This is a genomic window from Paraflavitalea soli (assembly GCF_003555545.1).
Classification (GTDB): domain Bacteria; phylum Bacteroidota; class Bacteroidia; order Chitinophagales; family Chitinophagaceae; genus Paraflavitalea; species Paraflavitalea soli.
In genome coordinates this window covers 3299192-3322727 of sequence record NZ_CP032157.1, presented here as the reverse complement: position 1 = coordinate 3322727, position 23536 = coordinate 3299192, and the positions used below count along the sequence as shown (strand labels likewise).

Annotated in this window: 23 protein-coding genes and 1 tRNA gene; 10 read left to right on the top strand and 14 right to left on the bottom strand. The window is 45.4% G+C overall.

The features are described 5' to 3' along the window. Positions 1-4: 4 nt before the first annotated feature. A complete protein-coding gene (locus tag D3H65_RS12245; protein ID WP_119050589.1) occupies positions 5-733 on the top strand; it encodes a hypothetical protein in 729 nt (242 codons plus the stop codon). Positions 734-902: 169 nt separating this feature from the next. Here D3H65_RS12245 and D3H65_RS12240 read toward each other — a convergent pair whose 3' ends face one another. The 3 genes from D3H65_RS12240 to D3H65_RS12230 form a co-directional block, all read right to left on the bottom strand. Continuing rightward, complete coding sequence (locus tag D3H65_RS12240) at positions 903-2936, bottom strand: M13 family metallopeptidase (RefSeq protein ID WP_119050588.1); 2034 nt, start codon at positions 2934-2936, stop codon at positions 903-905. 100 nt (positions 2937-3036) lie between these two features. Then, positions 3037-3750 (bottom strand): 2OG-Fe(II) oxygenase, encoded by a 714-nt coding sequence (locus D3H65_RS12235; RefSeq protein WP_119050587.1) that lies wholly within the window; start codon positions 3748-3750, stop codon positions 3037-3039. 65 nt (positions 3751-3815) lie between these two features. Continuing rightward, on the bottom strand, positions 3816-4163 hold the full coding sequence (locus D3H65_RS12230) for a TfoX/Sxy family protein (RefSeq protein WP_119050586.1): 348 nt from the start codon (positions 4161-4163) through the stop codon (positions 3816-3818). Between the two features lie 132 nt (positions 4164-4295). Here D3H65_RS12230 and D3H65_RS12225 point away from each other — a divergent pair, with 132 nt between their 5' ends. The 3 genes from D3H65_RS12225 to D3H65_RS12215 all read left to right on the top strand — a co-directional run bounded on the left by D3H65_RS12225 (position 4296) and on the right by D3H65_RS12215 (position 7604). After that, a complete protein-coding gene (locus tag D3H65_RS12225) occupies positions 4296-5387 on the top strand; it encodes a class I SAM-dependent methyltransferase (protein ID WP_119050585.1) in 1092 nt (363 codons plus the stop codon). A gap of 934 nt (positions 5388-6321) precedes the next feature. Then, the gene (locus tag D3H65_RS12220; RefSeq protein ID WP_119049026.1) at positions 6322-6696 is read left to right on the top strand and encodes a hypothetical protein; all 375 of its coding nucleotides are present in this window, start codon (positions 6322-6324) and stop codon (positions 6694-6696) included. Then, entirely contained in the window at positions 6693-7604 is a 912-nt protein-coding gene (locus tag D3H65_RS12215; RefSeq protein WP_119049468.1) for an IS3 family transposase, read from the top strand. Before D3H65_RS12220 ends, D3H65_RS12215 begins: the two co-directional genes overlap by 4 nt. A gap of 389 nt (positions 7605-7993) precedes the next feature. On the opposite strand, the gene D3H65_RS12210 is transcribed toward D3H65_RS12215, so the two are convergent. The 5 genes from D3H65_RS12210 to D3H65_RS12190 all read right to left on the bottom strand — a co-directional run bounded on the left by D3H65_RS12210 (position 7994) and on the right by D3H65_RS12190 (position 12552). Next, positions 7994-8815, bottom strand: a complete 822-nt coding sequence (locus D3H65_RS12210) for an alpha/beta fold hydrolase (RefSeq protein WP_119050584.1) — start codon at positions 8813-8815, stop codon at positions 7994-7996. A gap of 178 nt (positions 8816-8993) precedes the next feature. Then, positions 8994-10406, bottom strand: a complete 1413-nt coding sequence (locus D3H65_RS12205; protein ID WP_119050583.1) for a S41 family peptidase — start codon at positions 10404-10406, stop codon at positions 8994-8996. 58 nt (positions 10407-10464) lie between these two features. Continuing rightward, complete coding sequence (locus D3H65_RS12200) at positions 10465-11232, bottom strand: DUF4097 family beta strand repeat-containing protein (protein WP_119050582.1); 768 nt, start codon at positions 11230-11232, stop codon at positions 10465-10467. A gap of 20 nt (positions 11233-11252) precedes the next feature. Further along, on the bottom strand, positions 11253-12017 hold the full coding sequence (locus D3H65_RS12195; protein ID WP_119050581.1) for a HEAT repeat domain-containing protein: 765 nt from the start codon (positions 12015-12017) through the stop codon (positions 11253-11255). 1 nt (position 12018) lies between these two features. Further along, on the bottom strand, positions 12019-12552 hold the full coding sequence (locus D3H65_RS12190; RefSeq protein ID WP_119050580.1) for an RNA polymerase sigma factor: 534 nt from the start codon (positions 12550-12552) through the stop codon (positions 12019-12021). 107 nt (positions 12553-12659) lie between these two features. Here D3H65_RS12190 and D3H65_RS12185 point away from each other — a divergent pair, with 107 nt between their 5' ends. Together D3H65_RS12185 and D3H65_RS12180 are read left to right on the top strand one after the other, a co-directional pair. Next, positions 12660-13061 (top strand): hypothetical protein, encoded by a 402-nt coding sequence (locus D3H65_RS12185; RefSeq protein WP_162915588.1) that lies wholly within the window; start codon positions 12660-12662, stop codon positions 13059-13061. Continuing rightward, positions 13028-13330: an SMP-30/gluconolactonase/LRE family protein gene (locus tag D3H65_RS12180; protein ID WP_162915587.1), complete on the top strand. Its 303-nt coding sequence runs from the start codon at positions 13028-13030 to the stop codon at positions 13328-13330. The genes D3H65_RS12185 and D3H65_RS12180 overlap by 34 nt, the downstream gene beginning before the upstream one ends. On the opposite strand, the gene D3H65_RS12175 is transcribed toward D3H65_RS12180, so the two are convergent. Continuing rightward, a complete protein-coding gene (locus tag D3H65_RS12175; protein ID WP_119050577.1) occupies positions 13300-14157 on the bottom strand; it encodes a helix-turn-helix domain-containing protein in 858 nt (285 codons plus the stop codon). The genes D3H65_RS12180 and D3H65_RS12175 overlap by 31 nt on opposite strands. Before the next feature lie 222 nt (positions 14158-14379). On the opposite strand from D3H65_RS12175, the gene D3H65_RS12170 reads away from it, so the two are divergent. Next, positions 14380-14874: a hypothetical protein gene (locus D3H65_RS12170; protein WP_119050576.1), complete on the top strand. Its 495-nt coding sequence runs from the start codon at positions 14380-14382 to the stop codon at positions 14872-14874. A 100-nt stretch (positions 14875-14974) separates the two neighbouring features. After that, a tRNA-Pro gene (locus D3H65_RS12165) sits at positions 14975-15051 on the top strand. A 153-nt stretch (positions 15052-15204) separates the two neighbouring features. On the opposite strand, the gene D3H65_RS12160 is transcribed toward D3H65_RS12165, so the two are convergent. From D3H65_RS12160 to D3H65_RS12155, 3 genes are read right to left on the bottom strand one after another with little or no spacing between them, the layout of a single operon-like run. After that, a complete protein-coding gene (locus tag D3H65_RS12160; protein ID WP_119050575.1) occupies positions 15205-15918 on the bottom strand; it encodes a DsbA family oxidoreductase in 714 nt (237 codons plus the stop codon). Next, positions 15896-16060 (bottom strand): hypothetical protein, encoded by a 165-nt coding sequence (locus D3H65_RS32920; RefSeq protein ID WP_162915586.1) that lies wholly within the window; start codon positions 16058-16060, stop codon positions 15896-15898. The genes D3H65_RS12160 and D3H65_RS32920 overlap by 23 nt, the downstream gene beginning before the upstream one ends. Further along, a complete protein-coding gene (locus D3H65_RS12155; protein WP_119050574.1) occupies positions 16050-16412 on the bottom strand; it encodes a DoxX family protein in 363 nt (120 codons plus the stop codon). The genes D3H65_RS32920 and D3H65_RS12155 overlap by 11 nt, the downstream gene beginning before the upstream one ends. A gap of 130 nt (positions 16413-16542) precedes the next feature. Between D3H65_RS12155 and D3H65_RS12150 the strand changes: the two genes are divergently transcribed. After that, positions 16543-16908 (top strand): winged helix-turn-helix transcriptional regulator, encoded by a 366-nt coding sequence (locus tag D3H65_RS12150; protein ID WP_119050573.1) that lies wholly within the window; start codon positions 16543-16545, stop codon positions 16906-16908. Between the two features lie 190 nt (positions 16909-17098). On the opposite strand, the gene D3H65_RS12145 is transcribed toward D3H65_RS12150, so the two are convergent. Both D3H65_RS12145 and D3H65_RS32915 read right to left on the bottom strand, forming a co-directional pair. After that, positions 17099-18478 carry a T9SS type A sorting domain-containing protein gene (locus tag D3H65_RS12145; RefSeq protein ID WP_119050572.1) on the bottom strand — a complete coding sequence of 460 codons (1380 nt, stop codon included), beginning with the start codon at positions 18476-18478 and terminating at the stop codon, positions 17099-17101. A 5-nt stretch (positions 18479-18483) separates the two neighbouring features. Beyond that, positions 18484-21402, bottom strand: a complete 2919-nt coding sequence (locus tag D3H65_RS32915) for a tail fiber domain-containing protein (RefSeq protein ID WP_162915585.1) — start codon at positions 21400-21402, stop codon at positions 18484-18486. Positions 21403-21591: 189 nt separating this feature from the next. Here D3H65_RS32915 and D3H65_RS12115 point away from each other — a divergent pair, with 189 nt between their 5' ends. Further along, positions 21592-23463, top strand: a complete 1872-nt coding sequence (locus D3H65_RS12115; protein WP_119050566.1) for a tetratricopeptide repeat protein — start codon at positions 21592-21594, stop codon at positions 23461-23463. Positions 23464-23536 lie beyond the last annotated feature (73 nt).

Sequence of the window (23536 nt, the reverse complement as noted above, 5' to 3'; positions counted from 1 at the left end):
CCCTATGATGAAGTATTCTTTAAGACATTTCAGGCAACTATCTGTTATTTTATATATTCTAAATACCCAAAGTTGCACTTTGGGAAAGCAGCCCAATATTTTAAACTGTGATGCCTATAGACTAGCGACGAAAACGACAAGTCAATATAAAAAGGATAGCACCTTTTTAAGTTACACAGTTTATAACTGGATTGACAGTTGTTATGGCTGGTTTGGTCATTACAATAGACGTAATGCAGCAAATGGATTTTATAAAGTGCACGTCGGCGACATATTTTGTGATTCAGCCAGGTTGAAGCTTACAGCCTTTATTTATGTTGAATATAGCACAGATTATATTGACACTGTTTATGAAAAGATAAATGACATGAACGCTCATCTGTATGACTCTCATACAGTAATGGGCTACCGAACTTCTTTAAATAAGCCATGGACCCTTTTCGAGCTGGGGGAAATATTTATGGGTATCCGTGGAGGGGGGCTGAAAAGTGCTGAAGAGTTTCATACTTCGGTTTTCTTAAATAGAAAGGAAATGGAAAAAAGAACCAACAAAAAGTATTACTTGCCATGCGAAGAACCTTTTTGGACTTCTCAGCCTTTCTGGAAAATCGGCGAGCGCATTCCAGGGTATTATAATTTTGAAACAGCCATGAATGCCACACCATTAAATAAGGATTTACGTCCTGTTTGCAAGATCAATTATCCTGATTCTTTATTAAACTTGTATAAATAAGGTAATCTACGCCTCCTTGGCGCGTATGCCGTCCGGCCCTGTGCGGAAGGGTACTTGTATTTCATTGTAATGCTGTCATAACAAACAAATGCCCGGAAAGGAGACCATGTTCTTCTCCTTCCCGGGCACCCTTAAGATCCTCCGGATCCAATAGATCCTGGTTCAGACTTTACCAGATCTTCACCCGCAGGCTATCGGGACGGTACAGTTTATCGCCTGGTTTTATATCGAATGTTTCATAAAAAGCATCCACATCCGCCATAGGGCCATTCACACGATACTGAGCCGGCGAGTGTACATCTGTCATCAGTTGATTGGCCAGCAATTCCTTGCGGGCATGCCCCAGCCAGCCCAATGAATAACCCAGAAAATACCGCTGGGCAGGGGTGTAGCCAGCCAGTTTTTCTCCCTTCTTGTATTGCTCCGTTTTGCGGAAGGCATCCCATCCCAGCAGGATACCGCCCAGGTCGGCAATGTTCTCACCAAGGGTAGCTTTTCCATTGATCCGTAAGGTATCCACTACTACATACCCATTGAACTGATTTACCATCACCTGCGCCCGCTTGTTGAACTTGGCTTCATCCTCTTTCGTCCACCAGCTTACCAGGTTGCCATTGGCATCAAACTGGCGGCCTTCATCATCAAACCCGTGGGTGATCTCATGGCCAATGGTAGAGGCGGCAGCATAGCCATATACCACTGCATCGTCCAACTGTTCGTCGCGGTAACCGGGCACCGTAAAAATGCCAGCCGGCAATACGATCTCATTGTTGGAAGGATTGTAATAGGCATTGTATTCCTGCGGTGGCATATCCCATTCTGTGCGGTCAACCGGTTTGCCCAGTTTGTTGACCGTGTACTGGTGCCACCAGGCATTGGCCTGCTGCATGTTGAGCACATAAGGACCACGGCCTATCTTCATCGCAGAAAAATCTTTCCATTTATCGGGATAGCCAACTTTCTTTTTCATAGTGGCCAGTTTGTGCAAGGCCTTCTCCCGGGTGCTATCACCCATCCATTCCAGCTTGTTGATCCGGTCTTTCAGGGCCGAGCGGATGGCCTCTACCATATCTGAATAGCGCTTCTTAGCTGTTTCATTGAAGTATTCCTTCACAAACAATTGCCCTACCAATTCGCCCATGGCGCCTTTTTCGGAATCGAGTACTCTTTTCCAACGGGGTCGTTGTTTCTTGGCGCCCCGCATGGTTTTGGCATAAAATTCAAAATCCTGGTCTACAAAAGGTTTGCTCAAATAGTCGGCTGAGCCATTGATCAGGTTCCAGCGCAGGTATACTTTCCAGTCCTTGATCGGAACAGTTGTAAGGGCTGTTTCCAGTTCTCTGAAAAACTCCGGTTGTCCGATAATGACAGAATCAACCGAGCCGGCGCCAATATTGGTGGCCCATGTTTTCCAATCAACAGATGGAGCCAGACGCTTGATATCCGTTACCGCAAATTTATTGTAGTTGGCATAGGGATCACGCAGGGCTTCAAGCTTGCGTGAAACTTTAGCCAGCCTTGTTTCCAGCTTCATGATGGTGCGGGCATTATTGGCGGCCGTGGTGGTATCATCACCCAGCAATTCCATCATGCGGGCCACATGCTTTACATACGCATTGCGTTTGCTGGTGGTAGTACTATCCGTATTGAAATAATAATCCCGGTTGGGCAGGCCCAGGCCGCCCTGGTAGAGATAAAGCGCCATCTGCTCACTGTTCTTGCTATCCTGGTAAATGAACTGGCTGAATGCCGGGGAAATACCTTTTACCTGCCAGCCGGCGATCAATTGAAGCAGGGAGGGAACGTCTGTAATGGCATTGACCTTATCCAGATCGGATTGTAAGGGTTGAATGCCGGCTTGTTCTATGGATACCGTATCTATGGCGCTGAGCCAGAAATCGGCCAGTTTTTTAGAGACTCCGCCGGTGTTGCTATCGGCTACTGCTTTCTCATTAATGGAAAGTACTCTTTTGTAGATCTCTTCATTCACCAGCTGGCCAATATCCCACCGGGTTTCTTCATCGGGTATGGGATGCTGTTTGATCCAGCCACCATTGGCATAGAGGAAGAAATCATCACCCGGTTTTACCGTAGTATCCATATTGGCGGCTACCACATCAGGGGCAGGAGCGGGGGTGTCATTGTTTTGACAGGCCATGAGGCCGCAGAGCAAAGCAGCCGGAAGCAACACTTGTAATTTCATACTGACAGGAGATTTTAGGTAGGACTAAAGATACCGGTTGGCGCGCTAGGGCAAGTAGGTATAATGTATGAATGAAAGGAAACCGGGATGAGCCGCTACTTTAGCTCTGCGCATCATGAAAGATGATACCCAGGGTGTGGCGCTGCCCGCTGTGTATTTCACTTACACCATGTTTCATGTTCACCCGGTAATAGCCTTTGCTGCCTTTCTGGGGGCGGAAGTTGGTGGTAAATAACAGGAAGTCGCCTTTGCGGGGCGTGAGCACCGTGGCCTTGGATTGCGCCCTTGGCACCTGCTGGGTTATGACAAACTCGCCGCCGGTATAATCTTTTCCAGGCTCATCGAGGAACATCACCAATTGAATGGGGAAGAATATATCACCATATAGGTCCTGGTGCAGCGTATTGTGCCCGCCCTGTCCGTATTGCAGGATCAATACCGTAGGATTGACCTGCTGGTGCTGGTGACAAAGCTGGTGTAAGCCAGCCAGGGTGGGAGGGTATTGCTGATCAATGCCCAGCACTTTCATCCAGGTATTGGCCACGCCGGTAAGCTTTGTATAGATCGTTTGCCGGATATCCTGTATCAGTGAGGGCAGCGGATATTTGAAATACTTGTATTCTCCCAGGCCAAAGCGGTAGCGTTCCATCACGATGGTTTTGCGGTACAACCCGGGCTCCTGGTATTGCGCCACCAGGCTGTTGCATTCGTTCTCATTCAAAACACTTCGTAACAAAGTGTAACCATTGATATGCAGATCATTTTCGGCGGCCGACCAGTCTTGTGCCAATATCCTGCTGATGATATTTTCCATGCACACAAAACTACCGGGCGCAGACTGTGCCGGAAACCCGATTCTTGCGGAATGAGGACAGCAGGTTACTTCTTTTTCTTTTTGGAGGCCTTGGCTATTTTGTTATAGGCCAATGCTTTGCTGATCCACCAGGAGAGTTGTTTATTGGTGGCCAATACATCAAGGTCTACAAATACATAGCCTTTCATCACTTTGCCCGTAAAATCCATGGGTGTACAGCCTTCTTTTTCCAGGGCTTCTTCATAGCCGTCAGGACCAATACGCAACATCATCCGTTCCTCTTCTATACCAGCCAGCATTTTATCGTTGACCATAAAGCAGAGTCCGCCAAACATTTTCTTCTCTTCTATTTTGTTTTCCGTGGCGGCGATGAGTTCTCTTACCCGGTCGGCAAGTTGTTCGTTGTAGGACATACAAGATTGATTGGGATGATGAATTATTGGCCAATAAAAATAGAAAATTATAGTTGGCTGGGCAATAAATACCCCGTAGGGGTTAGACTTCTACCACCCGGTGGAAGGCATGTCCTTTTTGTTGCGCAGTACATGGACCTGGCAAATATGATCGTTGAACGTATCAAACGGGAAGGGCCTATTTCCTTTCATGATTATATGGAAATGGCCCTTTATCACCCTGTACTTGGTTATTATACTTCCACACGTACGAAGATCGGAAAGCAGGGAGATTATGTTACCAGTCCTCACCTGGGCCCTGTGATGGGTATGGTGTTGGGCAAGCAACTACAGGAAATGTGGCAGCAGTCGGGCAGCAAAGATTTTACTATTGTGGAGTATGGGGCAGGCGAGGGGTATTTATGTTATGATATACTCAACTTTCTGGGATCAGCCTGTAAGCACCTGGACGGGCTGCGGTATTGCATCATTGAAAAAAGTGCAGGGATGCGGGAGCGTCAACAGCGCCACCTGGGGGGTAAAGTGGAGTGGTTTGATGCCATTGAGGCTATTGGTGGATTTACTGGTTGTGTTATTTCCAATGAGCTGGTCGATAACTTTGCCGTTCACCGCGTAGTCATGCAGGATGTGTTGCAGGAAGTGTTCCTGGATTTCACGGAGGGATTTGTGGAAATATTGAGGCCGGCTGATGAATCACTTACGAATTACTTTGCAGAGTTGGGAATACAGTTGCCGCGCGACTTTCAAACGGAAGTAAACCTGGAAGCCACTGAATGGATGAAAGCCATTGGAACAAATTTAGAAAAGGGGTATGTGATCACGATAGATTATGGGTATTCTTCGGAAGAGCTTTACCGTGCGTGCCGGCGCAACGGGACTTTGCTTTGTTATCACCAGCATCAGATCAATGATGACCCTTACCAGGCCATTGGGTTGCAGGATATTACTACACATGTTAATTTCTCTGCCTTGAGCCATTGGGGGAGTAAAAGCGGGTTGACCAGTGCAGAGTTGATCAACCAGGCCACTTTTCTGCTGGGCCTGGACTTTAAGGATTGTTTACGGAAAACGCTTGCTGCCGGGCAGGACAAGCTAAAAGCGATATGGCAGGAGGCACTGCTTACGCGGACCTTGTTATTGGATATGGGCATGCGGTTTAAAGTGCTCATCCAACACAAAGGTATGACGGGTAAGCGGATAGCAGGGCTTACCTATGCCAAATAAAGCAGGCATACCCGTATAGTTATTTTAGTAAAGGACAATCCTGTTCAGATACAAAAATGGCCCCGCTCTCACGAACGGGGCCATGGCATATAAACATCAGATCAATACAGGTGATTACATACTCCCCTGTACTTATCATTCATTTAGATGTTTAAAAATAAACTACACAACCGTTAGACCCTAACAGCTTCGACTTTTAAATCGTGGCTCCTCATCCCGGCCAAATCCTGCCTTCCATTTTCCACTGCATCCGGACCCTTGTCGTATAGTCTGGTGGCTGGCGCACCAGGCCTTCATAGATCACAGCCATAAAAACGAAAACCAGTGGCAATAGCCCTCAGCCGGTAGCTATCTGCAAGAAGCAAATAGCAAAGAACTGAAATTGTAAAAGCTACTGCTAAAACCCAACCGCTCGTAGCCAACAGCTAAAAAACCAGTCCCGCCACAGCGGGCGCTCGCAGCTCATAACTTGTCCCGCCATAGCGGGAGCTCGTAGCTCGAAGCTTGCTTTCAGTGTTGCACAACACTTAGTTCCATCAACCATGCTTAGAGGCCTCGTCCACATGGTCAATTGCTTTGGTAACTGTTCAACACAAACATACAACACCCAGATACCCCTTTCCAATACCCCATGGTATATTTTGTAATTTTTGTAAAAAATCGACGTAATGTGCGTCGATTTTTTACAAAAATTACAAAAATGACGATTTATACAACAACACATTTGGAAATAGCCTGGCCGTTATAGTAAGTTTGTGAAGTGTTGATACCGAAAGAGGAATCAGAAAAAGGTAGAACGGGATAAAGAGAACCAAAGAAAACAACAGAAAGGAAAAATCAAAGCACGGAGTAATTCTACATTCTACATGTCTCGTTCCTGAAATCTCCTTACATAAATGGGTAGTAAGTATACAGAAACCTAAATTTACCCATTATGAGTTCAAACAACAAGGGCGGTCGGGATCCTGTCCATGACAACATCCTCAAGATCGCAGTAGCCCGTGAGTATCTAAGTAGTGATCTGGGCTATATGAAATTGGCTATCAAGTATGGTCTTCCTGGTCCAAGTACAGTCCGGCATTTTGTAAAATGGTATAAGGCAAACTATCCCACGGGAGAAATACCACCTGTCCAGCCGACACAACAATCGCAGCAGCCTGCCACAACCAGTGAAGTAGAAGAACTCAGAAAGCAATTACAACAGGCCAATCTCAAAGTAGCAGCCTGGGAAATGTTACTTGAAAATGCCGGTAAGGAGCTGGGAGTGGACATTGTAAAAAAGTTTGGTACCAAACAGTCCGGCAAGTGAAACAGCACTATCCTCAGGCAGCGATAGGCACACTTTGCGCATTGTTTGGTAAAACAAGGCAGGCTTATTATGAACATGGATGGCAGGCGGCCAACGGGCAGTTGCGGGAAGAACTTGTATTGGACCTGGCAACACAAGCACGCAAAGTCTTAAAGAAAGAAGGCGCTGTGAAATTGCTGGGCTCTCTGCGACCAGCGCTGCAGGCGCATAACATCAGGATGGGCAGGGACCGTTTTTTTAAGTTACTCAAAAAGCATAACATGTTGCAAAAGCGCAAAAGGAGCCATGCACGTACCACCTGGTCCGACCACCCTTATAGAAAATGGCCCAATCTGATCAAAGGACTGGAAGTACTAAAGCCTCAGCAACATTGGGTGAGCGACATTACCTATCTGCGGACAGAAAAGGGATTTATGTACCTGTCGTTGATAACGGATGCCTATTCCAGAAAAATAGTCGGTTATCATGTAAGCCAGAACCTGCGGGTCCAGGGATGTCTGATAGCCCTGAACAAAGCTATCAGGTCCTTAAAAGACTATGTACCCCAAAGTCTTATCCACCACTCAGATAGAGGGATACAATACTGCTGTGACCAGTATGTAAGTGTATTACAAACAAATCAGATCCGCATCAGTATGACCCAGACAGGGAGTCCGTATGAAAATCCGGTTGCAGAAAGGGTAAACGGCATCCTTAAAACAGAACTGGATTTGGATAGGGTTTTTGAAGGCTATAGCCAGGCAACAAGCGTTACCCATAACGCCATTGACCTGTATAACCGGCTGCGCCAACACATGAGCTGTGATAACCTTACACCTGATCAGGCTCACCTTAGAGAGGGAAAATTGAAAAAAAGATGGAAGCCCAGGAAACGTAAAAACAATCCGGGTGACCAACAAAGTTCCTAACCTGTAAAGCGATATCCGTATTATTGCCTAAGCATGTAAAGTAAAAACCGTATTGACCTGCCCAACTGTAAGGTTTTTTCAGTACAAGACAACATCCTAAATCCGTATTCCTTCAGCATGGCTACAGTATAGCTTCAGTATACCTTCAGTATGGATAGAATATGCTAATAGCATCAAACACAAAATCAGCCACTTTTAGCCGAGACTGAGAGGGAAGCTGGCGCCTCCCACCCAAAGCAACAGTGGATGTAGATAGGTTGTACCGCCACACCAAGCGAAAGGAAAACTGCAGGAGAATACAGCAGGGTAGAGGGGTAGCGGTTATAAACTCAAATGCTGCCAGCAAGGTGGCTGACAGCATTTGACAGGTATGTGTATAGTCGTTATGATCAGGACTTGATGAAAGCCAACAGGTCTTTATTGATCGTGGCAGCTTCTGTGGCTGGCATACCGTGAGGAAAGCCCGGATAGGAGATAAGTGTTCCTTTTTTGAGCAGCTTGATAGATTTTGCCCCTGTAAGCGGAAAAGGAACGATCTGATCATCTTCTCCATGCATGATAAGAACCGGTACATCCACACTTTTAAGGTCTTCGGTAAAATCGGTTTCAGAAAAAGCCTTGATACAATCATAATGGGCTTTGGCCGATCCCATCATGCCCTGCCGCCACCAGTTATCCCGGATGCCTTGTGATATTTTGGCGCCTTCCCGGTTGTAGCCGTAAAAAGGAATGGTAAAGTCCTGGAAATACTGGGCCCGCCTGGTAGCAGTTCCTTCGCGTATTTCATCAAATATCTGCATAGGAATACCATCGGGGTTATTGGCTGTTTTTGCCATGATCGGGGGAACAGCACTGATGAGAACCGCTTTGGCCACGCGGCCTTTGCCGTGCTTGGCAACATAGCGGATCACTTCTCCGCCGCCGGTGGAGTGGCCCACATGTATGGCATCTTTCAGATCGAGTGCTTTGGCCAGTTCTGCCACATCGGCTGCATAGGTGTCCATTTCATGGCCGTTGGCCGTTTGGGAAGATCTTCCATGTCCCCTGCGGTCATGGGCAATTACCCTGTATCCCTGGTTGAGGAAGAAAATCATTTGGCCATCCCAATCATCAGCCGATAAAGGCCAGCCGTGATGGAAAACGATGGGTTGTCCTGTACCCCAATCCTTGTAATAGATTTCTGTACCGTCGCTTACTGTGATCTTGCTCATGGTTTTAATTTTATTTTAGAGAATGACTTTGCTTGATTACGTTCTGGTGAAGGGGAGAAAGCAAAAGTAGCCTTATTCCCTTTCTTCAAAAATGTAGAATTACAGGAAAGTCTTGTCTAAATCATGGTAAGCCCGGCGGTTTGGACAGTTGATGTATATGTGTTGAAAGAAGAGACGCCTAATGTTCCAATATCCTCAACGTTTCTTGTATCCAATCTGCTTCTTCTGCGAGGCGGTATTTGGGAGCGATCCCCACATTGTCTATACCCTGGCCCATATCCAAACGCCGGCTGCGGGTAGTGGCATAGGTCAAAGTATAGGGATAGCAGGAAAACGGAACCTCTACGACATTTGAATAATCGAGGTTGCCAATGGTATTTTCACCCACCAGTATGACTTTCGTACTTTGCTGTGCCGCCAGTAAGAACTCTTCCGTAGCACTGCCGCACCAGCGGTTGATGAGGATGACCACCTTTTGGGGAAATGGTTTTGCCGTGAAAGAGGAGTTTATCTCATCTTCATTGCCTCGTATCCATTTCCCTTTTGCTGCTTCCATTTTAGCGATCTTGCGAAGGAGGCGATCCCTGTTTGCCTGGGGTAAGTTCTTGTCTTCAAGGTATTTTTTATAGCCTGCAATGGTTAACTCCGTTGCCCATACATCAGCTCCAATCTCCTTAATGGGCTGTGTATAGAGATAAGGGATGAGGGGCGCCCAGGTGGCATCGGCTCCACCGCCATTGTCGCGGAAATCCAATACGAGGTTGGGGATCGAATTTAATAAACCCTCATTAGCTTTCAGTATGGAGTCTATAGCAGGTTTGTGCTTAAGATCAGAACTGCCTATTTTAAGGTAAAAGGTATTGGCCGAAAGGTTTTTGGCATGAATGGTGGGGATGCGCTCCCCCGGTGAAGAATTGGCAGCAGCTTGTTTTACAGGCGCCGGCGCACCTTCACGCCGCCAGTCGCCGCTTATCATATTGTTGTTATCATGTAGCCAGAAGCCTTCGAATTTAGGCCGGTGATTGCGCATGTACAATAAACCCGAGAGGATACTATCATTCTCCAATTTGCCTTCAAACTTGATGAGGCCTTTTTTCCAGGTTGGCCTGGTAGATTCTATGGTTACGCCTATATAGTCATGTATATCCGTCGGGTCTTTGATCACCGCAATTTTAGTGGATGAATCATAGGTGAAATAATAAATACCTTCCCACGACCTGGATTGCTTCAACCGCGCTATCTCCTCATCGGTGATGTTGTAAACCGGGCGGTGATTTACAAAATCAGTATCCGTTTTAGCGGGATCATAATTGGGAGCGAAGCCCAGGTGATGGCTTTTGAAAATTTTAAGGTATTGATAGATGATGAGCGGACAATTGTCGCTGGAAAATTTGTTGCGGGTGAGTTGCAGTAATTGATGGACCTTTTTTTCATAGCCTGCTTTTGAAAGCGCTTTTACCCGGTCGGCATATCCTGCAAAATTATGCTCGACTATGTTCTTTACATGTAAGAACTCTTTTTCACAGGCACAGGTTTGAGACTTTACACTTGCAGCCAGGCATAGCAATGCCATTACCATCATATACTTCATAAATCAGGGTTTAGTTTTGTTGGGGAAAGCGGGTTCGATCTCCCCTTATTGATTGTTGTTATTGGGTCTTGCGGAGATAGATCTTACCGAATTTTGAATTAAGCCAGAGGTCTGTTCCGCCGCCATTCAACTTGCCTGCAATGGAGGTGGCGTGACTGCCCACCGGCTCTGGTTCATGTTTCTCCATCTCTATTTTTAGATCAGGCGAGGTCATAATGGGGCTGTGGATGCTTTTGAGTTGCATATTGGCTTTTGTGGCCACCGGTATGGCAACATCAATAGCACCATAGATGGTAGCGATGGATACCGGTCCTTTGACAGGCCCTGTAAATACCACATCGATGGGGCCATAGAGCGACCGGGCTGTTAAGGGGCCTGTTACATGGTCGAGCAAAAGAATATTGTCATAGGCATCGATCTCTATTTCATTGTCCATATTCCTGAAAATAACTTTTGCGCCTGCCGTTACTTTGTTACATACAAATGACAGGATCATGCCTTTGGGCACCAATATTTTTATGTCAAGGTTTTCGATCACCTCATTTACTTCCACCGTATTTCCTTTTTCGACCACACTGATACCCAGCCCTGAGTTGTCCAGGTAACCAGCTGTATTGATCGTTTGAAGGCCCACTGCTTTGGGATCGATCTCCGTTTCTTTGGGTTTGGAACTGAATACGATTTCGTTGCCGCTATACCCTTCAATGACGACCGCAGGAAGGCTCACAATGAGTTTGCCGGTCGATCTTTTGACCCTGTATTCCTGGCCCCTGGCCCCTATCATGGCTGTAAGGCTGCAAGCAACTAATAACAAGTATTTTTTCATATAAGTATATGCTGATTTGATTATCGATGACGAAGCTGTAATATCCCGGCCCAGGCAACACCCCTGACAATTGTATTGGTGTTTTCATCATTGGCCATTTTTTCGAGACCCGACAGGGCGCTTACCTCCTGCATACCGGCGAGCAGGTCGATCAGGTTGATCTGTACCACCGGGTCCTGTTGATTATTGAGCGAAGCCACCAGCTTTCTTCTTACAGATGGCTCATTATGGTACCTGGTCAGTCCATCCAGTGCGGCCAATCGTACATTGGCATTGGGATCATTGTTGAGGGTTTGCACCAGCGCATCCGCCACCTCTTTGCTGTTGTATTTCATCCTGGATGCAGCAAAAACCGCATTGATCCTGCTGGCTGCTGATTGCATATTGCTCAACCCTGCTAATAATTCCGTCTTTGAGGACTTTACTACAGGAACAACTGTTTTTTTGTACCTGGCCACATGTTCCCTTGGTATAGTAACAGGCGGCTGCACTACCAGCTCCGTTTTTGGCACTGGCTGAGGACGTATGGGGGGAATATTGGTAGTACCTGCATGGGTGGGTTGTGGTTGCTGATTATAATACCAGGCCGCGATGCCGCCGGCAGTCACCAGCAAGCAGGCAGCCGCCCATTTCCATAACCGCATGGAGCGCACCGTGGCGGCAGGTTTCTCCTGTTCTGCGGTTTTCATGGTTGCCAGGATACGACCCAGTACCGCATCATCTGGCCTTTTCTTATCCAGCTCATCCAGGTTATTCCGTATATATTTTTCCAATTCACTGCTCATACTAACCTCCTTTGGTGAGAATCATTAATAATTTTTGTTTGGCCCGGTGGTATTGGGTTCTGGCAGTTGTATTTTCCAGTCCCAGCAGGTGGGCAATTTCTCCATGCGGTATATTTTCTATGGCATACAGGTTGAAAATAGTGCGGTAATGATCAGGTAGTAATTCAATGGCTGCTGCTATGGCATCCATGGTATATTGAAAAGCAGCCTCGTCTATCCCCGCATCTTCTGATATACCCATGAAATGCGATTCCAGTTCCACAAAGCTTATTTTCTGTTTCCGTATCCAGTCGATGGACTTATTAATGGCAATCTTTTTAACCCAGGCCCTGAATCCTACTGTTGGAGTAAAACCAGCAATGCCCTGGAAGGCTGCCACGAAGCTTTCCTGCAGGATATCTTCTGCTTCCGCCGTATGGCGTACCAGTCTTATAATGGAATTATATACTGCCCCGACGTGCTCATGGTACAGCTCAGTATAAGCTGAGGGATCGCCCTGTTTGCACCTGGCTATTAATTCTTCCTGTTTATTCATTAGTAGCAATTCCCCAAAGGCATGGTGTTTTTAACCGTGTATACTATCTAATCGTACAAACGGGAAGAATGTTACAGGGAATAGGTGACTTTTTTTAAATTCATTGGATGAAACCTATCCCATCCTTTCTGCTCCAGCGGTCAATACTGGCCATTTTCCTTTGCTTCATAGGTACGATACCATCTCCTGCACAGGGGGTGGTCGATGATTATCAACAATTTATGACTGCCTATAATGAAAAGAAATATGAGCGCTGTATCCAGTTGGGAGCACCACTGGTAGCCGTTACCAATCACCCGGGCATTCAATACAAACTGGCGGAGTGTTTTTGTCAGGCTGGTCAGCCCGTGCCCGGTCTGGAGCTGTTGGGTATACTGGCCAAAAAAGGCCTGCCATATCCCGTGGAAGAAAATAAAGGATTTTCGTCCCTGCCGGTACGGGCGATATTTATTTTACCGACAGCAAGGCCGGAAAGGTGTACCGGAAATTGCCGGGCAGTGATACATTGACTGAATATGCTACGGGCCTTGTGTATCCCAATGGGATAGCTGCCGATGAGGTCAACAAGGTGTTGTTTGTAGCTGATTTTACCGGCTTGCATATTCTGGATCTGGTCACGGGAAAGCAGTCATGGCTCAGTGATGGAGGAGGGACCTATCTGAATGGGATCGACGGCCTTTATTATTACAAAGGAACATTGATCGGCATACAGGATTCGGGCAACCAGGGCGACCGGGTTGTGCGGTTTTATTGCCTGTTATTCAATGTTGACCGGTAATTGGTGGGCGTAACCTTGTATTTGTCGTGAAAGCTTTTGGTAAAATTTGCCAGGTCATTAAATCCACACGCATAGGCAATATCCGTAATGCGATTGTCTGAGGCTAACAGTAGTTCTGATGCTCTTTCCAGTCTTTTGTTTTTAATGTAATTGGCCGGAGAGTCGTTGTACAGTTTTGTAAATTCTCTTTTAAAGGAAGAGACGCTTAGGTTGGCTTTACGGGCCAGTTCTTCAATACCAACCGGTGAAAACAGGTGTGCTTCTATTATTTGCTTGAAAGTATACGTAGCCGGAGAAAAAAGCTGGGATAGTATTACTTGTATGGCTGCTGCATTTTGGGTTTGCGACAGCAACAGGATGATCTCCTTCAATTTTAAGATCAATATGTCATCATTTACCAAAGATGGGTTTTCGAAGTAAAACAAGAGGCCTTCAATGTATTTCTGTATCAGGAAGTCATTGTTTACTTTTTCACTTGACAGGTTAGAAACTGTATGTTGTGGTTTTTGGAGCAACAGGGGAAGCTCCCGTTCGTATATCTTCTTTAATATATCCGGATGGAAGGTGACGATGACTATTTCACCATTACTATTTGAATGGGTGTTGTGTATTTGTTTCCCGGAGTGGATACAATTTAGAAATAATGAATAATTAGTTGGAATATTTACCTGCTCCCCATCGAATTCATACTGCATTTCACCCTGATACATATACAAGAAGCAAGCTTGCTCTGCCACTGGAAAAGCAAATTCAAAAGGTGGTTTTAGTACCACTTTTTGAATGAATGATTTTCCAAACAAATCAATTTTTTTATAGTCGATTACCATGCGCTGAAATGCTTAAGCAAGGATAGGCTGTTTATCCATGCTGTAAAAATAATACTTTGTTCCAGTTTGCCACTTACCCGCAAACCGGTCCCGGGCCCCGGAAAACAAAACTGTTTGCTGATCCAAATTGCCAAAAGACTGGACTAATTCACAAAAACCGCCGCTGTTTTACCTGATATTTTTGCAAGGTCAATAATGACAAAACGAATTAAACTAAAAACGATGGGACTATCTAACCTGGGGCTCTTTCATACAGCCATTGGCATTATTGCCATAATTGCTGCCCTCATAGGATTTGTACAACAGGGTAAAATCGATTTCACCCGGATTACCGGCAAAGTCTATTTTTATGGTACGCTTATTACTTCCTTCACCGCATTAGGTATATCCAGGCATGGCGGTTTTAATGCGGGACATGTTTTATCAATAATTATCATTGTGCTGATAGCAGCAGCTTATTTTCTTCATTCCCGGAAAAAAGGAAATACCAGGGCACGCTATTTTGAAAACTTCTTCCTGTCCTTTAGTTTTTTTCTGTCTATGCTCCCGACAGTCAATGAAACCTTAACCCGTATTCCAATTGGCCACCCTTTGGCGAAGGGTATCAATGACCCCATAATAGGAAAAACACTACTCGCTATTTTACTATTGTTTATTGCTGGTTCGGTGTATCAATTCAGGAGTCAAAGGACCATTAACAATTCGGCCAGTAAATGATAGCCTCCTGGAATAAATGGTTGGGGCGTCTGTATTTTTTGCTGGAATGCCGGGCGGCAATTAATTTTGTGATCACCCGATCACTCCCTATCTATTATTTCGGGATGTAGCGCAGCCCGGTAGCGCGCGTCGTTCGGGACGACGAGGCCGCAGGTTCGAATCCTGTCATCCCGACCAACAAGTAACCCGCAGCTATTGCTGCGGGTTTTATTTTACCGGCAGCGAACGGAGGAGCGGACGGTAAAACAAAACTGCCCGATGGAATCGGGCATGGTTTCTTGGGTAATGCAGAGGGCAACAGGACAGCCGGAGGCAATCTTTATTCATTAATTACTGTGTACACTCATTACTGGGTGTACAAGTCGCACCCTGAGCAACCTGAAGCAGACCGGAGTTTTCCTTCTTCCATTCCGCATAAGCAGTTTGCAGTACTTTGAGCATTTCAGTACCAGACTGAGCGCCAGCGATAGCATACTTGCGATTTATCACAAAGAAAGGAACTCCTTTTGCCCCCAGCCTATATGCTTCTGCCCCATCTGCTTCCACCATATGTTGAAAAACAGGGTTGGTTAGGGCTTCTTTTACATCAGCATTCGTCAGACCGATATCATTTCCCAGTTCCGTCAAAACAGCATCATCAGAGAGATCCTTACCCTCTGTGAAGTATGCATAAAACAGGCGCTCTTCTGCATTTTCTCCCAGTCCTTTTGTCTTTGCAATCTGGATCAGGCGCTGAGCTTTCAGCGAGTTAGTGACAAGCATTTTATCAAAATGATATTCAAGCCCCGCATCCTTAGCCATCCTTACTACCTGTTGATGCATGCCAACTGACTGCTGATAGCTGATTCCTTTCCGTGCAGCTACAAACTGGTAAATGTTTTCCCGATGCTCTGGCGCTTCAGGAATGGTAGGATCAAGCTGGAAACTTTTCCATTCCACCTCTATGTTTTCCCTGTCGGGAAATTGCGTCAGAGCAGCTTCAAAATTCCTTTTGCCGATATAGCAAAATGGGCACATCACATCACTCCAGATTTCTATTTTCATTTTTTTTCTGTTTTTCTATTTTTACGGTATCATTATTTTTCTTTTCATTGATTCCGGTTATAGTGTTGGCCTCACCGAATAGATCAGCGACAATCAATGTCAACAGAAAGGCTGCGATTACTACAAGCGTTTTATTTGGCATAGTGTAGTTTTCTGAAATAATAATAGGATACACATAGTATGGCAAACGGAATCAACGGTGCGATACCTTTTGCAGCACCATCTGCGAGCCAATGTGCCAGGCTTGCAGAAAGCAGCAATATTCCGAAAGCGGCATAAGCCCATTCTTTAAACATACTGGGTATGGCAGGGATAAGGATAATTACCGCACCAACGATCTTACAGATGTCTAATTCAAGATTGAAATAAGCAGGGAAGCCAAGTCTGTGTATGGATTCGATTAAATATGCCCGCGGAGCAAAATAGGATGGAAGCACAATCAAAGCCATTCCAATAACAGTAATTATCCAATAAATTCTTTTTTCTTTCTGCATGGTTCAAATATTAAGACCCAAAATTATTTTGAGATAACTTTACAATTGTTATCTATTACCTTTTAGAAACCAGTTTCCTTTATGAAACCAAGTGGCTATTGATAAACCGATTGTAGTAATTTTGAATTATATGAATGCAAAAAAGCCAACCCCGCAAGTACCTGATTGTAAAGAGCAACTAATTGCGATAAGGGATACTATGATCTTATTATCAGGGAAATGGAAAATTCAGATTATTGGATGGCTCCTGCTATATGGCAAGGTGCGTTTTATGGATATGCTGCGTGGGATAGAAGGTATTGCTGCTAAAATGCTCTCTAAAGAGTTACAGGAGCTTGAGCAAAATGAAATAGTGTCCCGAACTGTGATGCCTACGAAACCGACAACTGTGGAATACGAGCTAACGGAACATGGTAAGACTTTGAGCGGGGTAATTGACGCTATTTCGGCCTGGGGAGTTACGCATCGAAAATTCCTGTTTAAAAAAGAAAGCTAATAAGATTATCCATTTTATGAATACTGGATTCAAACTAAGCTTGCGTTAGACAAAAAGCGAAGAAAATTTCTTTATACTCACCTCATATATCGAAAGTGCATCATTTAACTTTGGAAACACAAAACATTTGGAGGTTGTGGGTACATGAAAAAGGCAGGGCTTCTGCCCCGCCTTCTTCCCTGGAGCCTGCTTAATTTTTTTCCAGCTTCACCACTTTTACTTTTCCATCGCTCCAGGTAATCACCAGCAAATAGCTGCCAGGCACAAGACCGTTCATGGATAATGCAAACTGGTTATTACCCGCTTGTAAAGCTACCGTCTTCCCCTGCATCAGGGCACCCCGACTATCGTACAAGCGCAGCATAACTGTGCGGGAAGTTTCTGATTGTATGCTTACCCAACAATTAGTTTGCACGGGATTGGGATATACATGGATCCTTTCCGGTTGCCCGCACCGGCTTATCAATACCTTTGAATAAGATTGTCTGCCATCCAGGTCACGTTGCATGATCTGGTAATAGCTGGTGGCCGAAGGCGGTTGTGGGTCGGTATACGCATAGGACAATATAGTCTGACTGTTGCCTGCTGCCGGTACACTGCCTATTGCTGTCCAGGTAACGCCATCAGTACTGCGTTGTACCACAAAAGAAGCGGTATTTTGTTCTGACTGTGTTTGCCAGGATATACGGGTGCCGCTGCTTATGCATTTGGTGTTGAATGAACCCCATACCAGGGGAAGCGTGTTGTCGAGTGATGAAAGCGTCCACCGTGAAAAGTCGGCCAGTCCTGCCTTGCTAACATAGTTAGTGGTGGTATTGCGCGTATCTACCCCCTGACTAATCCATTGAACATTATCCGCACTTTTCCAAAGCACCAGGCTGTTTTCATCGAGCCCGTTCACTTCAGCATCTAAATAGTTTAGTTGCAAGGTAGCGTTGAGCGAAACATTATTGGTTGGTATAATATCGTAATAGCGTAATATACTGTTGCCCCCGCCTGATCCGTTGGTTTGGGATGTATGCCCCCGGCTAATAATGGTGCTGCCCAAATTTTGTGTAGAGGTAATGACAGCCCCCAGATTTCCGGGGTTCACCAATGAAGGTGCGTTGAGCGTATTGGTGATCTGGACATAACCGCCATTGGCCCCTGTTATATGGCTGGTTTCCGATTCGCCATTCAGCAATGCTGCAGGTTGCAGCAATATATTCTGCGCATTCAGGTCAATGATTCCCGAAGAAAAGGTAATCCCCGAATTTATTTGTATACCCTGTTGCAGCGTTATTTTGGCACTGCCGGTTTTGGCAATTTGCAGGTTATCAAACAGAGGAGTGGAACTACCGGAAATAGTATTATTGGCGTTGCCGGTAAAAATAAAAGTGCCCTGTCCGGCCGACAGGCTAATGGTACCATCGTTGTCGAGATCAGTATTGCTCAGCGTGATCACAGCGCCTCCTGTACATGAAAGGGTAGCTCCGGATTGTACTTTCAATTGGGCCTGCGAGCCGGTAACGATAAAGCAAACCATGCACAACAGGGTCGTAAATTGAATGGCATATATTTTTAAATTCATAGGATTTATTTTTTCTCCAATTGCTCCAAACGTTTGAGCAGGTTGGCCATTTTTTCTTCCATGTCCGCTTTCAACTGTAGATTTTCCGCTTTCAGTGTTGCTATTTCTTTTATCAATTGCTGCGTAGCGCTGATGTTCAGTGTGGTCAACGCATCATAATCCACATTCAACAGATCCTTTACTTTTTTACCATATACAAACACATTTTCAGAGATTATAGCGGGTATGGTGAAACTATCGGGCGCAGTAACTGTTATGGTATACGTTTTTTCACCGCTTTTATCCAGGATCAGTTTCACTTCGTCGCCTGTTATAAAACCGTGTGGTTTACTGGTGGTAATGGCTGTTGACTTGTCGATAATTTTTACCGATTTCGCCAATTCCAATACGCTGGGTATAGCTCCGGTGCTTTGGCTCACCGCAACAGGATATATTTCTTTTACCTGTTGTGCTATCACCTTTTTTTGCCTGCCGCTGCCCTGGCTTATTTCATCTTTGTAGGTATAATCCGTTACCTGTATCTGCTGAAGAGTGGCCAGATCTGCCTCGTTATTGGTAATCCCTGTAATGTTTTTGATCCTCGCGTCAGAGGTAGCTAAATAGCCGCCACCATTCGACCAGAACCAACCATCGGCACGTACTACAATACCACCAGATGAACTAACATCCTGAACAATACTTGAAGTGTTTACGTGAAAATAAGAACGTTGCTGGCTGGGCGCTCCGGCTGTTGAGCCGCCTGTTACATGTAATTGTGCTCCAGGGCTGGCGGTGCCTATACCCACCCAGCCATTGTCGGTAATGGAACTGTTCACCAATTGACTGCCATTCCATTTAGCAACCTGGTTGCCACTCATACTACCTACTTTGGGATCTGTTTCCAGCGTATTTATAGAGGCCCAGTTTGCGTTGCCTGCTGCGTCTGACCTTAATACATAATTATTAACAGCCCCCGATGTCATCTGGAAGTTGGTGGTTCTGGTAGTACCTGCTACATCGAGCTTGGTAGCAGGAGTGCCGGTACCTATTCCTACATTACCTGCACCTGAAACATCGGTGTTGATAGCATAAATCACATTGGCTATGCTTAACTGGTTGCTTCCTGATCCATTCGGCACCTGAGCGTTGTGTCCGACAGCGGTATTGTTTGAACCGCCTGCAGTAAGCAGTTGCCCTGCTTTGTTACCTATCGCAGTGTTATTATTACCGGTTAAGTTGTTAGCTAATGTTCTTTCGCCGAAAGCGGTATTGCCACTCCCTGTTGTATTTAAGCTTAAAGCTTCAGTACCCATCGCATTGTTATTACTTCCTGATGTATTGGCATTTAATGCAAAACCGACAGCAGTATTATTAATGCCGATTGTATTACTCAGTAATGTAGCACCGCCAACAGCAGTATTACGGTAACCTGTAGTATTGAGTTTTAATGCTTCCGCACCGATGGCTACGTTATTCCAGCCGGTAGTATTGGTGAGCATTGTATTATATCCTACGGCAGTATTGGATTCTCCGGTAGTTGTAGCTTTTAAAGAATTTCCCCCTGTTGCAGTATTATACCTCGCGGTTGTATTGGCGGCTAAGGCATCTGCTCCGACAGCTACATTGTACCAGGCTGTAGTATTGGCTACCAATGCGCCTGCTCCAACGGCTGTATTGAACCCACCTGTAGAGTTTAATGCTAATGCGTTTGCTCCCAGTGCCGAATTGGAATTGCCATCGACATTCGACGACAAAGCCCTGAATCCTACTGCTGTGCCCGACCCGCCGGTGGTGTTGGCAGCCAATGCCCACATGCCGGTGGCCGCATTGTTGGTTCCTGTTGTATTGTTAAGCATGCTTTCGTAACCAATGGCCGTATTCCCCGAAGCAGTAGCGGCTCTTAAACTTCTTACACCCATGGCAGTATTTTGCCCACCTGTAACATTGCTCAATAAAGTCTCAGCTCCCACAGCAGTATTGTCATTGCCGGTTGTAGTATTCGTCAATGACCTTGTACCCATTGCTGTATTTGCACCACCACCTCTGTTGCTGTACAGTGAACGGTAACCAAAAGCTGAATTCTCCGAAGTATTCAAAGAGTTATACAGGGCCTCATTACCCACGGCAGTGTTATAGCTTCCCCCCTGGTTGTACCTTAATGCAGTATTACCCATGGCGGTATTATAGCTACCTCCATTCCATTCCAGTGACGCGTTACCGACGGCCACATTTCCCAATCCATTAGCATTATAGTACAAGGCATATGACCCTACGGCAATATTTCCGGCACCATTTGTATTGGAAAAGAGGGTGCGATGACCGAGTGCCGTATTTCCAGACCCATCGTAGTCTGAAAACAAGGCATTGTATCCGACAGCCACATTGTTAACGCCATTCCTGATAGTGGCCATGGCATCGGCACCTATAGCGGTATTTTCCGCAGCGTTACCGGGGTTTAGAAATGATCCTCTGCCGTATGAAGTATTTGACCAGGAGAGCCTGCCGGATAATATTCCGTTTCTTTTTAAAAAGAGATCCTTGTCATCCGTAGTACCGATAAAATCTGCACCTGCACTGGTACCTGCGTTTCCAGTAAGATTCCACATGGTACCACTGGCGGCACCTGTGAGCGATACCCAGCTTGTACTGATATTGTTCCAGTAATAAAAACCAGGCTGATTGGCCCCTGCTGCAGTGGTGAGGTATACCATCATGCCCTGTTGTAGTACCGTGGGATTTACTGCCGGAAAGGCATCTATCCTGGGAATGATTATCCCATCCGTATTGGAAGGTGAGGCAGGGTTCGTGGCCCTGATATCTAATACGGAATTGGGTGTGGTGGTTCCAACGCCTACATGTTGGGCAAAAAGACCGCTGGAAAGCAGTAAACTGAAAAGAGATAAGATCGCAGAAAATGTCACCCGGGTTAGTCGTGGTTCTTTCATTTGTATTTGTTATTGGTTTTTTCGCACTCCAATCATCTTCAAAAAATGACTGCAATGCGCTCAAAACTAATGGATGAGGTAAACCCAGGTGAATTTTTACGGTGGACAAACAACCCAAAACCGGTGGACAAACGGAATTTTCACGGTTGAGTGGACATTTTTCCGCTTTATCCTGCTTTATCTTTGAGAATGTCCACCAGCTGCCTGAAAAAACAACTACCCTTATTTACTCCTTATGAAATGTATAAGCGGCATTGGCTATCAGCCCTGCTGATCCTGGTTATTTATTTGCCGGCCACTTCCCAAACCCGACCCGCCTCCACTCCTTGTGCCATGTTGACATATCACCCCGGTGATTACGACAGCGTCTATGCTGTCTGCAGGCAGGCAGCGCCCGACAATGTACATCGCATTTGCAATGCTTTTTTAAGCGGTCATGGTATCAGAAAATGTCCGGAAGAGTTGGCCAGGTTTTGCAAACATGTAAAAGACCGCTGCCAAAAAGAAGATAACCGATCGCTTTACCGGCGAATGGCCCTGGTAGAAAAGTCCATACAACTGAAATGCCAGAAGGTACCCCCGGAGAAGGCAGACAAAGAATTTGAAGCCCTGTATAAGGATTACACAAAGGAAGGAGATCTTTCAGCCGCCCTGGAAGCCCTGTTTGAGCTGGCTCAATACCAGCATCGTACCTCACGCAATATCCAGGCAATTAAAGTTTTGTTCTTTGCAGAAAAAATGGTGGTTAGGTATGGATTGCAGCAGGATATCTCCTTCCAGGCCATCCTGCACAAGATAGGATATATTTTGTGGGAACTGGACAAACCGCAACGCTCCATTGAATATTTTAAAAGATCATTGGCAACAGGCAGGAGTATCCTGATGGATTCTCTTGTATCACTGAATGGTATTGGTATCAATTACCAGAAAATGGATAGCCTGGCTGAATCGATGCGCTATTTCAATAAAGCATCAGTGACCGCTCTTGCGGCAGGCAATACCGATTTCAATACTGTAGTGTTGGGCAGCGCCGCTGTTACCTTATACAAAATGGGCAGGTATGATGAGGCCTATGACAATATAATGAAGGAAAAAGAGCTGAGCTTTAAGGAGAAACTTTGGGAAAATGCGTCAGGGGCTTTTTACTGGCTGGCAAAAATTGAATTACAGCGCAATCGTTTGGCAAAATGCAAAGCGTTGCTGGATTCATTCAGCGCCATCATGCCTTCTATCCGGCCAGATGATTATGCTTCCTTTAAGAAAAGACATGAAGCAGCTTACCTCTATTACGAAAAATTGAAAGACCATAAAAATGCACTGAATGCCTACAAAGCATTTGTACATTATGATTCCCTGTTCCTGGATCATGGCAATAAAAACAAGATATCAGAACTGGAACTGGATGCGGCAGTCCGTGTGTATGAAAGCGAGATGGCCTATATAGAAAGGGCAAGAAAAACAAGATCTGTATTGCAGTTCATCATTGTCACTGCTGTAAGCATTGTCATCGCGGTATTTATTTACCTCCTTTATAAGAGAATAAGAAGAATAGAAATTGACAAAACCAATACGGAAAAGATAAGTCATCAACGAGCAGCCGAAATTGAAGTGCTTAAAACACAATTACTCTCCCAATTGGAATCAATCAGAAATGATAATACTAATTTCCAGGCGCCTCCTATATTAAAAAGTAATGCCGGTTTCAGTAAAGTTTCTTTTGATGAAATGCCTGCTGAACTGCAAGAGGGGGAGCTTGAAAGTAACTCCGAAGGCATTCATTTCCTCAGAGAATTTAATCTTACACAAAAGGAACAGTGGAATGAATTTAAAAACTCATTCATTAAGGTATACCCTGATTTTGAAAATAGCATTGTTGACAAGATCGGCCCTGTATCAGGTGCCGAGCTCAGGTTAATGATGCTGCATAAACTGGGGCTAAGTAACAAAGAGATAGCCCAGACATTACTTATATCACCCGATAGCGTGAAGAAAGCGAAATACAGGTTATATAAAAAGATCGGTATTAATTCTGCAGAAGAGCTGGATGCTTTTTTGGCATGACAATGGAGGAAAGTTTGATATTCGCCCCGTCATCCCGACCAACTAGTCACCCGCAACAATAGCTGCGGGTTTT

Bases quoted from the DNA above. Each gene is read 5' to 3' on its own strand.
- D3H65_RS12245 (WP_119050589.1), top strand. From the start codon at position 5: ATGATGAAGTATTCTTTAAGACATTTCAGGCAACTATCTGTTATTTTA.
- D3H65_RS12240 (WP_119050588.1), bottom strand. From the start codon at position 2,936: ATGAAATTACAAGTGTTGCTTCCGGCTGCTTTGCTCTGCGGCCTCATG.
- D3H65_RS12235 (WP_119050587.1), bottom strand. From the start codon at position 3,750: ATGGAAAATATCATCAGCAGGATATTGGCACAAGACTGGTCGGCCGCC.
- D3H65_RS12230 (WP_119050586.1), bottom strand. From the start codon at position 4,163: ATGTCCTACAACGAACAACTTGCCGACCGGGTAAGAGAACTCATCGCC.
- D3H65_RS12225 (WP_119050585.1), top strand. From the start codon at position 4,296: ATGGACCTGGCAAATATGATCGTTGAACGTATCAAACGGGAAGGGCCT.
- D3H65_RS12220 (WP_119049026.1), top strand. From the start codon at position 6,322: ATGAGTTCAAACAACAAGGGCGGTCGGGATCCTGTCCATGACAACATC.
- D3H65_RS12210 (WP_119050584.1), bottom strand. From the start codon at position 8,815: ATGAGCAAGATCACAGTAAGCGACGGTACAGAAATCTATTACAAGGAT.
- D3H65_RS12205 (WP_119050583.1), bottom strand. From the start codon at position 10,406: ATGAAGTATATGATGGTAATGGCATTGCTATGCCTGGCTGCAAGTGTA.
- D3H65_RS12200 (WP_119050582.1), bottom strand. From the start codon at position 11,232: ATGAAAAAATACTTGTTATTAGTTGCTTGCAGCCTTACAGCCATGATA.
- D3H65_RS12195 (WP_119050581.1), bottom strand. From the start codon at position 12,017: ATGAGCAGTGAATTGGAAAAATATATACGGAATAACCTGGATGAGCTG.
- D3H65_RS12190 (WP_119050580.1), bottom strand. From the start codon at position 12,552: ATGAATAAACAGGAAGAATTAATAGCCAGGTGCAAACAGGGCGATCCC.
- D3H65_RS12185 (WP_162915588.1), top strand. From the start codon at position 12,660: ATGAAACCTATCCCATCCTTTCTGCTCCAGCGGTCAATACTGGCCATT.
- D3H65_RS12175 (WP_119050577.1), bottom strand. From the start codon at position 14,157: ATGGTAATCGACTATAAAAAAATTGATTTGTTTGGAAAATCATTCATT.
- D3H65_RS12170 (WP_119050576.1), top strand. From the start codon at position 14,380: ATGGGACTATCTAACCTGGGGCTCTTTCATACAGCCATTGGCATTATT.
- D3H65_RS12160 (WP_119050575.1), bottom strand. From the start codon at position 15,918: ATGAAAATAGAAATCTGGAGTGATGTGATGTGCCCATTTTGCTATATC.
- D3H65_RS32920 (WP_162915586.1), bottom strand. From the start codon at position 16,060: ATGCCAAATAAAACGCTTGTAGTAATCGCAGCCTTTCTGTTGACATTG.
- D3H65_RS12155 (WP_119050574.1), bottom strand. From the start codon at position 16,412: ATGCAGAAAGAAAAAAGAATTTATTGGATAATTACTGTTATTGGAATG.
- D3H65_RS12150 (WP_119050573.1), top strand. From the start codon at position 16,543: ATGAATGCAAAAAAGCCAACCCCGCAAGTACCTGATTGTAAAGAGCAA.
- D3H65_RS12145 (WP_119050572.1), bottom strand. From the start codon at position 18,478: ATGAATTTAAAAATATATGCCATTCAATTTACGACCCTGTTGTGCATG.
- D3H65_RS32915 (WP_162915585.1), bottom strand. From the start codon at position 21,402: ATGAAAGAACCACGACTAACCCGGGTGACATTTTCTGCGATCTTATCT.
- D3H65_RS12115 (WP_119050566.1), top strand. From the start codon at position 21,592: ATGTCCACCAGCTGCCTGAAAAAACAACTACCCTTATTTACTCCTTAT.